General features: G+C 66.2%; 13 protein-coding genes and 2 tRNA genes. 6 read left to right on the top strand and 9 right to left on the bottom strand.

Annotated elements, in window-relative coordinates; translation table 11 throughout:
- Window positions 1-4: 4 nt before the first annotated feature.
- The 4 genes from OHB12_RS31800 to OHB12_RS31785 all read right to left on the bottom strand — a co-directional run bounded on the left by OHB12_RS31800 (window position 5) and on the right by OHB12_RS31785 (window position 3,807).
- Window positions 5-955, bottom strand: a complete 951-nt coding sequence (locus OHB12_RS31800) for a conjugal transfer protein (RefSeq protein ID WP_327113541.1) — start codon at window positions 953-955, stop codon at window positions 5-7.
- Between the two features lie 121 nt (window positions 956-1,076).
- Window positions 1,077-2,201: a GAF domain-containing protein gene (locus OHB12_RS31795; protein WP_327113539.1), complete on the bottom strand. Its 1,125-nt coding sequence runs from the start codon at window positions 2,199-2,201 to the stop codon at window positions 1,077-1,079.
- 326 nt (window positions 2,202-2,527) lie between these two features.
- Window positions 2,528-3,421, bottom strand: coding sequence for an ROK family protein (locus OHB12_RS31790; RefSeq protein WP_327113537.1), 894 nt, complete (start codon window positions 3,419-3,421; stop codon window positions 2,528-2,530).
- A gap of 53 nt (window positions 3,422-3,474) precedes the next feature.
- Entirely contained in the window at window positions 3,475-3,807 is a 333-nt protein-coding gene (locus OHB12_RS31785) for a hypothetical protein (protein WP_327113535.1), read from the bottom strand.
- A 387-nt stretch (window positions 3,808-4,194) separates the two neighbouring features.
- On the opposite strand from OHB12_RS31785, the gene OHB12_RS31780 reads away from it, so the two are divergent.
- Complete coding sequence (locus OHB12_RS31780) at window positions 4,195-4,983, top strand: MerR family transcriptional regulator (RefSeq protein WP_327113532.1); 789 nt, start codon at window positions 4,195-4,197, stop codon at window positions 4,981-4,983.
- Window positions 4,984-5,890: 907 nt separating this feature from the next.
- On the opposite strand, the gene OHB12_RS31775 is transcribed toward OHB12_RS31780, so the two are convergent.
- Window positions 5,891-5,967: transfer RNA gene (locus OHB12_RS31775), tRNA-Pro, on the bottom strand.
- 44 nt (window positions 5,968-6,011) lie between these two features.
- Window positions 6,012-6,085 (bottom strand) — tRNA-Gly (locus tag OHB12_RS31770).
- Between the two features lie 338 nt (window positions 6,086-6,423).
- Here OHB12_RS31770 and OHB12_RS31765 point away from each other — a divergent pair.
- Both OHB12_RS31765 and OHB12_RS31760 read left to right on the top strand, forming a co-directional pair.
- Window positions 6,424-6,834 carry an excalibur calcium-binding domain-containing protein gene (locus OHB12_RS31765; protein WP_327113530.1) on the top strand — a complete coding sequence of 137 codons (411 nt, stop codon included), beginning with the start codon at window positions 6,424-6,426 and terminating at the stop codon, window positions 6,832-6,834.
- A 371-nt stretch (window positions 6,835-7,205) separates the two neighbouring features.
- Window positions 7,206-8,156, top strand: coding sequence for a GGDEF domain-containing protein (locus tag OHB12_RS31760; RefSeq protein WP_327113528.1), 951 nt, complete (start codon window positions 7,206-7,208; stop codon window positions 8,154-8,156).
- 46 nt (window positions 8,157-8,202) lie between these two features.
- On the opposite strand, the gene OHB12_RS31755 is transcribed toward OHB12_RS31760, so the two are convergent.
- Both OHB12_RS31755 and OHB12_RS31750 read right to left on the bottom strand, forming a co-directional pair.
- Entirely contained in the window at window positions 8,203-9,015 is an 813-nt protein-coding gene (locus tag OHB12_RS31755) for an Fpg/Nei family DNA glycosylase (RefSeq protein WP_327113526.1), read from the bottom strand.
- Window positions 9,016-9,033: 18 nt separating this feature from the next.
- On the bottom strand, window positions 9,034-9,507 hold the full coding sequence (locus tag OHB12_RS31750) for a ribose-5-phosphate isomerase (protein ID WP_327113524.1): 474 nt from the start codon (window positions 9,505-9,507) through the stop codon (window positions 9,034-9,036).
- A 170-nt stretch (window positions 9,508-9,677) separates the two neighbouring features.
- Here OHB12_RS31750 and OHB12_RS31745 point away from each other — a divergent pair, with 170 nt between their 5' ends.
- Window positions 9,678-10,790, top strand: a complete 1,113-nt coding sequence (locus OHB12_RS31745; protein WP_327113522.1) for a M48 family metallopeptidase — start codon at window positions 9,678-9,680, stop codon at window positions 10,788-10,790.
- Window positions 10,791-10,832: 42 nt separating this feature from the next.
- On the opposite strand, the gene OHB12_RS31740 is transcribed toward OHB12_RS31745, so the two are convergent.
- A complete protein-coding gene (locus tag OHB12_RS31740; protein WP_442800155.1) occupies window positions 10,833-11,534 on the bottom strand; it encodes a mycothiol-dependent nitroreductase Rv2466c family protein in 702 nt (233 codons plus the stop codon).
- Between the two features lie 124 nt (window positions 11,535-11,658).
- Here OHB12_RS31740 and OHB12_RS31735 point away from each other — a divergent pair, with 124 nt between their 5' ends.
- Complete coding sequence (locus tag OHB12_RS31735) at window positions 11,659-12,891, top strand: NAD(P)/FAD-dependent oxidoreductase (protein ID WP_327113518.1); 1,233 nt, start codon at window positions 11,659-11,661, stop codon at window positions 12,889-12,891.
- 112 nt (window positions 12,892-13,003) lie between these two features.
- Window positions 13,004-13,405: a YciI family protein gene (locus OHB12_RS31730; protein ID WP_327113516.1), complete on the top strand. Its 402-nt coding sequence runs from the start codon at window positions 13,004-13,006 to the stop codon at window positions 13,403-13,405.
- Window positions 13,406-13,409: the final 4 nt, after the last annotated feature.

Genomic DNA, 13,409 nt, shown 5'->3' with positions numbered 1-13,409 from the left:
CTGATCAATTCTGTGTCGCCGGCGGAATGTTCACCGACGTCGAAGGTGGCGAGGTCGAACTGGTCGGCGCGCCGCCGCGGGAATCCTGACCGGCGACCACCGCCAGCGGACTCGACAGAGCGGGAACCGGATCGATGGACACTACCTGCCATTGGCCCCCGTTGCGGACCATCGTCAGCGGGTAGGCCAGGGTCGCGGTGGCGCCGGTATCGGCTTTGGGGTTGATGGTGGCCAGCACCTGGGCTTTCGCACCACTGGACCCGCAGGCCGCGTTGTCGGCGGTGAGCGCGACCAGCTCGACGGCCGTGAACGGAGCCGGTTTCAGCGCGGCAAGGCCCGAATCCGGTGTGGTGTAGCGGGCTACGTCACCGGCGCCCGCCAACAAAGCGCCCAAGAATCCGGCCGCCACTTGGGACAGCGGCGTATCCGTCGCGCAGGGCGAGGAGTAGGCCAGCGCGAGTTCGACGCCCTTCCCAGGCGGCGGGACCACCGCGGGCACCGACAGCGCCCGTAGTCGCCCGTCGGAGACGGACACCGCGACCCGATAGAACTGCCGTGTCTCCGGAGTCCCACTGGTTCCGCCCTTGCCGATCCGGACCGACACCGTCACCGACCAAACGTCCAGGCTACTGGCGGACACGGTACGCGAAACGTAGACGACCGATGGGTCGGACACCTGTCGCGCGGACGTCGGCAACGCGATCTGCTGACCTGAGCCGACGAATTCGCCAACTCGATCTTGTTGTCCCGCAATGGCGGTCAGATATGTCACCACGAACTGTTCAGCGAAAGATCCGGCCAATTGCGAACGGCCGACAATCGCGGTTGTCGAATCATCGGACGGCGGAGGTGGACCAGAGTCGAACACACTGAGGATTGCGTGGCCGCCGCCGAGGACGGCGAGCACGGCAAGCACCGCGACTAAGATATTGTCGCGGCGGCGGCGCGCGGCCATCCGGCGAAGCAAAGCCTCACCTGAATCTGCCGGTCCGCGAACCACTGTCCTCACTCCCGAAATGGTAGAGAGCACATGCGATCCCAACCGGTCAGCCGTTCCCAACAGTGGGAATCAACTGTCAGCAGGCCGGGTTGCTTTTCATCCTGCCCGCAAGCCAGTGCCGCAATTGATCGTCGTAGCCGATCGGCGCACTGCGCTGCCGCGGCTCCACGACCTGGCGATGGGTCTCCAGCAGCGGAACATCGTCCGCGACCCGAACGAGTTGCGCGATCGCGAGCTGCCTGCTCGAGTACCCGGGGTAGGGATAGAGCAGCAACGAGGTCGGCGTGTAGCCGCCGCCGTAATTGAGCAACCGCAGAGTCACACCAGCGCTGTCGCCGGAGCGGAGCCGGTCGGCGAGCTCCGCCAACCGGGATCGATCGTCGGGATGGAACACGTCGACGGGTCGGAAGAGATAGTCCCAGCGGATCCACGGCGCGGGATCGGTGAGCCAGTGCGAGATGCTGGTGTACTCGAGCTGAAGGACAGCCAGATGCGTCCCCGCGCGACGATGGGCTTCGCGCAACCCGATTCGCTCCAGCGTCGGCCACGCCGGCGGCACATTCTCCGACGTGACATCCTCGATCAGCCACCAAGCACCACGCGTCCGCTCGTCGTCCCTGGCACGGATGGTGATCCGCCACTGCGCGGGACGCCCGAACCCGGACACGACAGTGGTGTCGAACTGCATCCGGTCACCGGGCTTGGGTTCGTAGAGCAGGTCGAGGACTTGCGCGTGCCGATCGAAGCTCGACAGCCGGTGGAACAACTCCGCGATGGACATCCGGGGTACGTATTGTTCGGCCGCACTGCCGGACAATCTGGTGATGCCGCTCGGCTGCTGAATGGTCTGCGTGCCCAGGTCCCAGATGGCGCCGACCGCAGGACGGAGGACGGGCACCCGCTCGGCGGCAGGTCCCAGCCAAAGCCGCACCGCGTGGACATCCCCTGCCGGGCCGAACACCGGCCTGATCAGCAGCTGGTGCCGACCGGAGCCCGTTTGGATCGTCAGATCGACATCCTGTGCCTGCTCATGCGCCGTACGGATGGCTTCGGTCAACCCGGCGGTCGTCAGCTTGTCATAGAGTGCGGGCGCCTTCGACAGCAGGCGCTGCAGCACCCGCTGCCAGCTCGCGAACTCGCGCGGTGCATCGCCCACCGACGCCACCGACATGCAGTCCGGCGCCAACGTCTCGATAGTCACCCATGGAATCACTGCGCCACTTCGCTTCGCACTTCGCCCGTACCAGCCGTTCCTCCGGATCCACCTCAATCCGGATGAGACATCATGTGACTCAGGCAATGTACCGTTATTCAGCGGCTCAATCAAGCCGCGCCGGGCCCATTCCTACGAAGTGTGCACCAAGTTCGTCGAACGCACGACCGGGTGTTCATTTTGTTCACATTGAGTTCAGCTGATCGGACGCAAAGGCGCACCGTCCGGCGAGACTCCTCGGCTTGCAAACAGCGAATCCGTCGAGTGATCCGAACCTCTTCTCTTGCCTGGTATTACGCCGCAGTGCGGCCTGATCAGGAGCCCTGCGCAGATATTGCAAACACAGCGGCACCCGCGAGCACTCCGAACTCCCCGAGCTGCGAGGGAACAACACGCAGTCCGGACTGAAAGCTCAGCCTGGCGTGCGTGGCGACCGCTTCGCCGAGCGGCTTCCACAGCGCGGGGCCTGCTTCGGCGACCGGGCCTCCGAGTACGACGAGGTTCGTGTCCAGAAGTGCAGTCACCGACGCGATCGCCCGACCGAGCGCCGTGCCTGCTCGGCCAAGCGCCGCGGCGGGGATGCTCTCGCCCATGCGGGCGGCCTCCGCCAGCTCCGACACCGAGGTACCCGCCCAGCCCTGCTCCCGAGCCCAGCGCACCGCCGACGCGCCACCGGCGACCGCTTCCAGACAGCCGCGGCCGCCGCATGCGCAACGATCATCGAAGCCGGGGACCAAGACGTGACCGATGTGTCCCGAGTTGCCGGTCCGCCCGACGACCACGAATCCGCCGACCACGATCCCGCCGCTGATGCGGTCGGACAGGTTGATCACCAGCGCGTCCATCGCGTCGCGTGTGGCGCCGAGATTCCGTTCGGCCAGCGCCAGACATACACCATCCAGCGCGAGCTGGACCGTAGCCTTGGGGAACAACTTTCGCGCGGCCTCGACGATACCGAAACCCGTTCGCCACTCGGGAACTTCCGAAGGCGCGACCACTCCGGCTGCCATATCGATCGGTCCGGTCGAGGCGATGCCGAGGCAGGTGACCTCGGCGCCGTCCGCGACCTCGAGCAACAGTTCCCGGCACTGGTCCCACGCGGCGGAGGATGGCACCGGAATCTGCCGGATGTCGTCGGTGTCGACATTGTCGGCGACCCGACTCGCCGCGAACCTCGATGAACCGATCTCCAATGCCAACACTGTCATGAGTTACGCACCACCAAACAGAGATCCGAAGCAGAAAGGTCCATGAAGCATAGTCACAGACCGTCGGTTCCTGTCGGTTTCAGCGGTTGCCCGAGCACGATGTGCCGACGGGGTGCGGGAAGGGTGGATACCGTGCGCAGCGGCCGCGGGCCGTTGCGGATGATGCGCATAGGGCGCTTGTGGTCGATCGGGGCTGCGCGATGCCGGTCCAGGTTCTCGATGACACTGCCGGAGTTGTCGTAGGCGATGCCCGCCCAGATCATCGCGCGAGGGCCGTCGCCTCGGGCGGTGAGCGTCTGCGCCAGCTGGCTGCACTGTACGAAGAGGGGGCAGTTCTGGCAGGTTCGGACCGCCGCTCGCCAGGCATCCGGAGTACCAGTGTCCATATCCCAGTTGTCAGGGACGTCGGCACATGGTGGCCGCTGGTTCGACTTTGCCGGAATCGACGAGATCTTTGCCGCTGCAAGGGATCCCGTGTCCATCGGAAGGGTTCGCGTAATGCTCATAGCCATCTCCGGGGATGCCGAGGGCACGCCTGATACAGGTGCGTGTCCCATGGATCGGACGGTCATCAGGGCTGCTCAACAGTCCCCGGAAGCCAGCCGCGATAAGCTGGTCTATGCACGGTAGCCCACTGTTGCCCAGGGCACAACCTCTTGTCCCGCTACGTAACGGCTCGTTGACCTCGCAGCAACGCCCAGCTACCGTTTTTAACGGCACGTTATGAAACGGACCATTTTCCCCGGAGGCCCGACTATGGTTTCCTTTTAAACATGGCTGCAGACTCTGAATTCACGATCGACGAACTGGCACGGGCAGCCGACACCACCGTGCGCAGCGTCCGCGTGTACCACGAGCGGGGGCTTCTGCCTTCGCCGGAGGTGCGCGGGCGGATCGGGTACTACGGATCGGACCACCTCGACCGGTTGCAGACCATCAGCCGTCTGCTGGGGCGGGGCATGAAGCTGAACGGCATCAGGGAGTTGCTCGAAGCATGGGACCGCGGCGATGGACTCGCGGAGGTTCTCGGCGTGAAAGAGGCGAACGGTGCCGGACCGGATTCGGAAGCCACCACCGACCCCGATGACGACTTCTCCGAGCTGCCGGAGTACGCCAAGCAGGCACTGGCCGCCAGCGAGGATCCGCTCGAGGCGTACCGAGTCACCAACCCGCGTTGCTGCGATCTGGCCACCCGGCTCACCGACACCGGACTGCCGATGCGGGATACCTTTCACCTGGTCGAACGGCTGAGGGCCGATTGCGACCGCATCGCCGACCGCTTCGCCACCGAGTTGTTCTACCGCTTGGCCGGACAGGCGTACGAGGAATCACCGCGCACGCCGAGGGACCGCACCAAGCTGGAGACAGACCTGGCGATCGCCCGATTGATCGTGACCAGGGCGGCCTCCGAACTGATCGACCAAGCGTTCGCTCGACACTCCGAGTTGCCAGCGCCTAAGCTGCCCAGCCCGGCCGCACTGCCCAGCCCGTCTCCGCTGTCCGGCGTACCCACAGTGCCGTCGCCGCCGATACCCGGCCCTCAGCCTGCGGTCGACCGCTGACGATATAGCGGTTCCCTTCTTCGGGACGAGCAGCGTTTCAAGCGGCGGAACACCACCGGGTTCTTCGGGCCGTAGTCCCGGACCACCGGGTCGTCCGGGCTCACGATCAGCGCGGCCGCCGCCATCTTCTCAGGCGACTACTCTCGCGCACCCACTCGCCGCCACAGCCTGCGACGAACGCGTCCGCTCGATCCGAACGGAGTCGGCCGCAAACCTCCGATACATACCTAGGTCCCTTTCCACGTTGAATACCTACGTAGACAGACTTGTTCGCGTCTTTCAAAACTGTTCACTAGTTGCGACTACCGAATGCTCACAGCGCACAGCCTTGTTCGGTGAACAATGGCTGGCGAATCGACAAGCTCCCCTTGCGTTTCGCGGATGCCGAAAAGTTGCCGAGCGACACGGAACATCCGACTCGGCACGGGAAGCCAGTAATCCGATGCCCCTCCGGATCGATAGTCGCGTCGGTTCCGGCGCGACGAATCCGCCTAACGCACTTACGTATACGGATCCCATGACCGAAGACGCCGAAGCGGTGGCCATCAGGCTCGAGGACGAGGACACCACCGAGCGGATCACCGCGTCGGCTCATCGCGAAGGCCGAGTCCGGATCGCGTGAGCGCAACGGTCCCACACAGTCCGTCACCGATTCAGGTGACGGCGACTCGGGTGGTGGATGCCTTGCCTCAGCGGAAGGGCGGTCGGGGTCCGGGAATGGGACAGTGGAGCCGCTCGGCCCACTTTCCAACCACCCACAGTCACCCGCCGGAGTCGCCAGCTCCCATCCATCACCGAGCAACACGAGCCGGTCGCTTGCCGGATCACCTGCGACGCGGGCTCCATGACAATCCCTTGATGAAGCGGTTGCGGCCGACGCGATCGCAACAGTCGAGGTCTTGAATTGTGGTCGGGGTGACAGGATTTGAACCTGCGACCCTCCGCTCCCAAAGCGGATGCGCTACCAAGCTGCGCTACACCCCGTTGCCCTCGCGGTGGTCCGGCCGCCGACGAGGATGAATGCTCTGTGGAGCGGGTGACGGGAATCGAACCCGCACCATCAGCTTGGAAGGCTGAGGTTCTACCATTGAACTACACCCGCAGGCATACGACACCGATGGGATCGCCACGATGTCGTGTGCGATCCGACTCTACCGAACCCGGCTTCCGAAAAGCCAATCAGCCCCCCGCGCAGCGAATTCTCGCAGGTGTGGGCTGACCGGTCCACATCCTGGTGCCGTCGACATGTCGGACGGCCGGACCCGGCGGGCGGTACGGCGCACGAGGCGAAATTTAAAGGGGCCATTTCCTCGAAACTCTGGCGTATCAGGTGCCGGACGGTGGAACATTGATGAGGCGTGACGACTCCCATCAGCGGAGCCGGTAGCCCACCAGGCGGTCACCGGTCACGCCCAGAATGCCGCGCAAGAGGGATTTCCGATGGGGACCGCACGACTCGCCGTAACAGCCTGCCCGCTGGGCACGTTGCTCAGTGCCGGGTGCGGTGCAGGCAACAGATCGGAGCAACGGCAACCGAACACGACACCGTTGCGCACGCCGTCGGCTACCCGCACGGCAACCACAACAACCGCCCAACAGCCGAGCACGTCAGCGCCATGGGGGACGGCCCTCCCGCCGATCGCCGAACCGCCACCGCGGCCACCGACGCCCGAATCGCGACCGGCGGCTCCAGCGACGCCACCCGCTCCCGCTGCACCGCCCGCAGGCAGCGTTCGCTACTCGAACTGCTCCGACGCGAAGGCCGCAGGCGCGGCGCCACTGCACAGAGGCGATCCGGGCTACAGCTCGAGACTGGACAGGGACGGCGATGGCGTCGCGTGCGAGAACTGATCTCTGCGGGACCGGCAGCGGCCGGTCGGTCCGGACCGGGCCCGACACCCGCGCACCACCCTCCACCAGCGCGTCGGAGCGCGATTTCGCAGCGAACGAATTGAGGTGTAACACCTCAGCGTTGGGAGCGATCACATACCCGATCGCTTTTCGCGATGGATCGAGAACACGTTGCAAAACTGGGCGTTTCGATGCCGATTGGCTTGCTAGGATCCTTTTTGCCGGACGGGGGTATCTGGAAAGGGGGCGGTGAGCGTGCACCGAACCAGGTGGACACAACCGCGTAGCAGTGGGAACGATCGGAGTGGCGCCGGCGCCTGTGCCAGAACAGGGCACCTGAGTACCGACGTCATCCACACCGGGTGAGTTCGATGTCGACGAATATCGAGCCCCCGGTAGCCACCATGGCCCGAGCATGGGCCTGTGCGGTGTGCGCTGAGCCCGGTTCGGGCACGGCCCCCGAACAGCTGGAGCCGGTACTGATCGAGATCGTCGAGCGACTGCGCACGCTCGCCAGGTCCGAGCCATTCCCCGTACTCGAGGCGCGAATTCTCGGGGCCAGGCTCGCCGAGGCGCCGTTCGACCGGATCCGGATGCTCGCGCAGGCATCCCGGTGGCTGCTCGGTTTTCCGTCCGGCACACCGGGTTCGCTGGTGGCCACCCGCTGGCCGCTCGTGGCCAGTCAAGCGATCGACAGTTACGCGCAGGCGCTACAGGAGCGGGCGCTCGCGCAGCAGGAGCAGAACCTTTCGGCCAAGGTGTCGCTGCGGGTGCAGGAGATCGCCGCGTTGCAGCATCGGCTGCGGCACGAGGCTACGCATGACGCGCTCACCGACTTGGCCAACCGGACGCTGCTACAGGACAAGGTGCGGCTGATGGCGACCGATCCGACTCGCGGTGTCGGGCTGCTGCTGATCGACCTGGATCGGTTCAAGCAGATCAACGACGGATACGGCCACGCGATCGGCGACGAGGTGCTGGTCGAGCTGGCCAACCGGCTGCGCGAAGCCTGTCCGCCGGACACGGTGATCTGCAGGTACGGCGGCGACGAGTTTGTGCTCGCCATCAACCCGCACCGCAACACGCTCAGCGATCTCGCACACCGGATCGTGGCCGCGCTGCGTGACCCGGTCTGGTCGTCGGCGGGCCCTGTTCCGGTGTCGGCGAGCGTCGGCACCGCCTACAACCCGCCGGGCACCCCATGCGATTTCACCGATCTGCTCCGCCGCGCCGACCGTGCGATGTACTCCGCGAAGACGGCGGGTGGCCGCCGGTTCGCGTTCGCCGACGAGCCGGAAATCGACACGGCCGTCGCGGGCTGACGCATTCCACAGACCAGCTGTCCGCCTCGCGACCGGCGCCGCCGGATCAGCCCGGTTGGCAGGTGGGGCACCAGAAGAGGTTTCGCGCCTCCATGACCTGATGGGCGATCGGCGTGCCGCACAATCGGCACGGTGCGCCGTGGCGTCGATAGACATAGGTGCGCGGACGATCGGGCGAATACGAGGGCTCGCCATGATCGTGCTCTGGTCGCACCACGACCATCTTCCCGACGCGCACCCCCACGCCCATCAGCGCGATGAGATCGGCCCACATGGACGCCCACTCGCCGTCCGCAAGGGCGGTACCGGGCCGATGCGGCGAAACCCGATGCCGGAACAGCAGTTCCGCGCGGTAGACGTTGCCTACTCCGGCGACCACCTGCTGGTCCATCAGCAGAGCGCCGATCGGCCTTCGCGAGCGGCGAATACGGTGCCATGCGCGATCCGGGTCGGCGCCGCGGCGTAGCGGATCCGGGCCGAGCCGATCGGTGAGCGCGGAAACCTCAGGTGCGAACAGGATCTCGCAGGCGGTCGGCCCGCGCAGGTCGGTGCCGAATCCGGGCTGTCCCTGCGGCACCCCGATCATCCGCATCCTGACCTGCCCGACCGGCTCCCCCATCGGCAGCTCGGATTCGCTGAATTTGCCGTAAAGGCCCAAATGCACGTGCACGACAAGGCCCGAATCGTAATGGTGCAGCAGGTGCTTTCCCCATGCCTCAGCGTTGGTCAGCACCTGACCGTCCACCCTGGCCGCGCCGGCGGCGAACTTGCCCTGCGGGCTGGATACGCGCACCACGCTACCCGCGAGGCGACGCTGATGCAGCCGCGCGAGGCGGTGCAACGTATGTCCTTCCGGCACAGCCGTACCGCGGTGCGTTCAGTACGCGGGGACCGACGGTGCGACGCCGGTCTTCTCGTATTCGGCGAGGATATCGATGCGCCGCTGGTGGCGTTCCTCATTCGACCACGGGGTCGTGAGGAACGCGTCCACAATGGCCAGCGCCTCTTCCGTGGAGTGCATGCGGCCGCCGATACCGATCAGCTGCGCGTTGTTGTGCTGGCGGGCCAGCTGGGCGGTCTCGACACTCCAGGCCAGCGCGCAGCGGGCGCCGGGCACTTTGTTCGCAGCGATCTGTTCGCCGTTGCCGCTGCCGCCGAACACCAGGCCCAGACTGTCGGGATCGGCGACGGTACGGCGGGCCGCCTCGATGCAGTAGGCGGGGTAGTCGTCGAGCGCGTCGTATTCGAGCGCGCCGCAGTCCACGACGTCGTGGCCCGCCTGCTGCAGATGGGCCTTGACGTGATTCTTCAGTTCGAAACCGGCATGGTCGGCACCCAGGTATACGCGCATGGCAGGCATTGTGTCAGGCTGCCCACCCACGCTCGCGACAGGGCACACCCCTCGATCAAGACCACATACCGTCTGCGCGAATCGACTGGTACGCCATGTTCACGGCCACAGGTCCGAACACCGTCTGAGGCTGCGCTTCCCTTTCCCGGCAACTGAATAGAGTCCATCCCATGCAGCCGCACGAACCCCAGCCGCACGACCCGGCGGGCCCGCAGGCCGACACGTATGCCCAGCAGGCGGGGTGGGCCCGTGCCCAGGACGCGCCCTACGGCCAGCCGCATCCGCCGGGCTCGTATCCCGCCGCCCCATCGGGTTCGTATCCGGCGGCGCCGTACCAGTACAACCTTTACCCAGGCGCACCGGTGCCACCTGGGCTCCCACCGCAGCGACAGCCGCGCGGTCTCGCGCCGTTCGGCATGCCCGCCAGGCATAGCTGGGAGATCCCGATGCTCGTCGTCGTGATCGTGCTGACCGTGTTCGCCTATCTGATCGCGCTGCTGCTACTGGCGACCGGCAACTTCGACCAGTACGTTCTCGCGTTCGCGGCGGCCCCGCTTGTGCTGTGGCTCGGCCGCGGCGTCAGCTACGCGACCCAGCGGGTGAACGGTGTGAAGATGTCGCCGACCCAATTCCCCGAGGGATATCAGCTCGTGGTCGATGCAGCCGCCCGCTTCGGCATGACGAAGGTGCCGGACGCGTATGTGGTGCTCGGCAACGGTCAGATCAACGCGTTCGCCAGCGGACACGGCTTCCGTCGCTACGTCGTGGTGTACAGCGACCTTTTCGAGATCGGCGGCGCCGCACGCGAACCCGACGCGTTGGCGTTCATCATCGGCCATGAGGTCGGCCACATCGCCGCCGGGCACACCTCGTACTGGCGACAGCTCGGCATGTTCCTGGTGCCATTCCTGCCGATCATCGGAAGCTCGCTGATCCGCGCGCAAGAGTACACCGCCGACAACCACGGCTACCGCTATCGGCACAACGGCGTTCCCGCCGCGATGGGCACGCTGGCCGCAGGCAAATACCTGAACAAGCTGGTCGGCTTCGACGAGATGGCCGACCGGGCGGCGTTCGAAAAGGGCTTCTTCGTCTGGGCCGTGAACGCCACGTCCAACCACCCGGTGCTCACCTGGCGAATGTGGGCGCTACGCGACCGCAGCAGGCACGGCAAGCTGTTCCTGCGCCCGAACCTGCCCGTGAACGCCACGTCGCCCCCGTCGAGCGGCTATCCGAGTCCCTACGGCCGAGCCCCGGCGAGTCCGTCGAAACCCGTTCCATGACCTGTGAGAGTGCCGCTCGCCGCGGCACTCGCACATCGACGCTCAGTCGAACGACGGATCCTCGGTCCGCGTCCGCTTCAGCTCGAAGAAGTGCGGGTAGGACGCCAGCGCGACGGCACCGTCCCAGAGTTTGCCCGCCTCCTCGCCGCGCGGAATGCGGGAAAGGACAGGGCCGAAGAACGCGGTCCCGTTGATGTGGATGGTCGGGGTGCCGACGTCCGGTCCCACCTTGTCCATACCCTCATGATGACTCTTGCGCAGCGCCTCGTCATAGTCGGTGCTTTCGGCCGCCGCGGCCAGTTCGGCGGGCAGGCCGACCTCGGCGAGCGAGTCGGCGATCACCGCGGCAAGGGTCTCCTTGCGGCTCTCCCGGTCGTATTCGGCGCGCCGGTTGTGGATGCGGGTGCCCATCGCGGTGTAAAGCGGCGACAGCACCTTGTCGCCGTGCTCCTGGGCCGCGGCAATCGCGACTCGGACCGGGCCCCACCCGGTGGCAAGCAACTCCTGATACTGCGGGGGCAGATCTTCCTTGTCTTCGTTGAGAACCGAAAGGCTCATCACGTGGAACCGGGCATCGATATCCCTGACCTGCTCGACCTCGAGGATCCAGCGGGACGTGATCCAACACCAGGGGCACAGCGGGTCGAACCAGAAATCGGCGACATCCTTGGTGGCTTTGTCGGTCACGGGTGGCTTCCTCTCGATCGCGTCCGGTATGGGTGGTGCGGCACACCCGCCGCCCATACCGACCAACCACGTCGACGCGCGATTCGTTCCCACCCGACGCGCCATTTTCCCGAGCTGCCGCGCAGCTGCCAAGTAGGGTTGGTCGGCAGGAGCCCGGTTCCCTTCCGCGAAGGAGTCCGCTATGAGTTCTGATCAGCGTTTCGTCATCGTCGGCGGCGGGCTGGCCGCGGCCAAAATTGCGGAAGCGTTGCGGGACAAGGACTTCGACGGAAGCGTGACGCTGATCGGCGCCGAGGAGCAGCTGCCCTACGAACGTCCGCCGCTGTCGAAGGAACACCTTTTGGGCAAGAAGGCGCTCAGCGAGTTCACCGCCGCCCCCGCCCAGTGGTACCGCGACCATCATGTCGAGGTCCGGCTCGGCACCACGGTGACCGGGCTCGACACCGCCGCTAAGACGGTCACTCTGCCCGACGGTTCTACTGTGCCCTACGACAAGCTTGCGCTCGCCACCGGCTCGACGCCGCGCACGCTGCCGATTCCCGGAGCGGACGCACCCAATGTGTACACGCTGCGCACCATCGAAGACTCCGATACCTTGATCGAGCTGTTCGGCAGCGCACGCCGGATCGTCATCATCGGCGCGGGCTGGATCGGTCTGGAGGTCGCGGCGGCGGCCCGTGCGGCCGGTGTTCAGGTGACCATTGTCGAGACCGCCGACCTCCCGCTGCTCGCGGCGCTCGGCCCGGAGATGGGCGAGGTGTTCGCCGACCTGCACCGGTCGCACGGGGTCGATTTCCGGTTCGGCGCGCAGGTCTCCGAGATCACCACGAAGGACGCCATCGCGACCGCGCTCGCCGACGGTGTCCGGCTCGGTGACGGCAGCACGATCGAGGCCGACGCGGTGCTGGTCGCAGTGGGCGCCCGCCCGAACATCGAGCTGGCCGCCGATGCTGGGCTCGCGGTGGACGGCGGCGTGCTCGTCGACGAGCATCTGGCCACCAGCGATCCGAACATCGTCGCCGTCGGTGACATCGCCACGCAGCAGCACCCGGTCCTCGGCAGCCGTATCCGGGTGGAGCACTGGGCGAACGCGCTCAACCAGCCCGCGGTCGCGGCCGCGACCATGCTCGGCAAACCAGCCACCTATGACCGGCTGCCCTACTTCTTCACCGACCAGTACGACCTCGGCATGGAGTACACCGGCTATGCGGCGCCGGGCGGCTACGGCAGGGTCGTCGTGCGCGGCGACCCTGCCGCGCGCGAGTTCGTCGCGTTCTGGCTGGACTCGGACAATCGGATACTCGCAGGGATGAACGTGAACGTCTGGGATGTGAGCGACCGGATCAAAGAGCTGATCCTCGCCGGCGAGCCGGTCGACCCGGATCGGCTCGCCGACGTGACCGCGCCGTTGTGATGCTGATCACTATCAGAACAACGTCGAATCGGCACGACGGACTCCGACCTTTTCCCGAGCGCGCCGCACGGGCGCTCCGAACGGCCCGGAGCCGGAGAAGAGGAGTCGAACCATGAAGTACATGCTGCTGAAGACCTATGCACCCGCCGCCTACTGCGACACTCCGATAGCCCAATGGTCGCCGGAAGAGATCCGGGCGCACATAGACTTCCAGCGTGCGCTCGGTGCACAGTTGGCTGAGTCGGGCGAACTGGTCGACGGGCAGGGGCTGGCTGGTCCGACCGAAGCACGAGTGGTCAGCTCGGACGGGCGGTCAGCACCGGTAGTCACCGACGGGCCGTTTCCGGAGACCAAAGAGTTCCTGGCCGGGTACTGGATCGTCGACGTGGACAGCCCCGACCGGGCCTACGAGATCGCAGCGCAAGCCTCTGCCGCACCGGGCCCCGGCGGCAAACCGATCGGCGAATACATCGAAGTCCGCGCGGTGATGGGCGCTCCCGCCACCGAGCAGTGAGCGA

This window comes from Nocardia sp. NBC_01730 (genome assembly GCF_035920445.1).
Classification (GTDB): Bacteria; Actinomycetota; Actinomycetes; order Mycobacteriales; family Mycobacteriaceae; genus Nocardia.
The sequence above is the reverse complement of the archived record's forward strand: the minus strand, read 5'-3'. Positions and strand labels throughout refer to the sequence as shown.

What these genes read in the sequence shown, in the direction of transcription:
- OHB12_RS31800 (WP_327113541.1), bottom strand. Translation starts at nt 955, where the DNA reads ATGGCCGCGCGCCGCCGCCGCGACAATATCTTAGTCGCGGTGCTTGCC.
- OHB12_RS31790 (WP_327113537.1), bottom strand. Translation starts at nt 3,421, where the DNA reads ATGACAGTGTTGGCATTGGAGATCGGTTCATCGAGGTTCGCGGCGAGT.
- OHB12_RS31785 (WP_327113535.1), bottom strand. Translation starts at nt 3,807, where the DNA reads ATGGACACTGGTACTCCGGATGCCTGGCGAGCGGCGGTCCGAACCTGC.
- OHB12_RS31780 (WP_327113532.1), top strand. Translation starts at nt 4,195, where the DNA reads ATGGCTGCAGACTCTGAATTCACGATCGACGAACTGGCACGGGCAGCC.
- OHB12_RS31765 (WP_327113530.1), top strand. Translation starts at nt 6,424, where the DNA reads ATGGGGACCGCACGACTCGCCGTAACAGCCTGCCCGCTGGGCACGTTG.
- OHB12_RS31760 (WP_327113528.1), top strand. Translation starts at nt 7,206, where the DNA reads ATGTCGACGAATATCGAGCCCCCGGTAGCCACCATGGCCCGAGCATGG.
- OHB12_RS31750 (WP_327113524.1), bottom strand. Translation starts at nt 9,507, where the DNA reads ATGCGCGTATACCTGGGTGCCGACCATGCCGGTTTCGAACTGAAGAAT.
- OHB12_RS31745 (WP_327113522.1), top strand. Translation starts at nt 9,678, where the DNA reads ATGCAGCCGCACGAACCCCAGCCGCACGACCCGGCGGGCCCGCAGGCC.
- OHB12_RS31740 (WP_442800155.1), bottom strand. Translation starts at nt 11,534, where the DNA reads ATGGGCGGCGGGTGTGCCGCACCACCCATACCGGACGCGATCGAGAGG.
- OHB12_RS31735 (WP_327113518.1), top strand. Translation starts at nt 11,659, where the DNA reads ATGAGTTCTGATCAGCGTTTCGTCATCGTCGGCGGCGGGCTGGCCGCG.
- OHB12_RS31730 (WP_327113516.1), top strand. Translation starts at nt 13,004, where the DNA reads ATGAAGTACATGCTGCTGAAGACCTATGCACCCGCCGCCTACTGCGAC.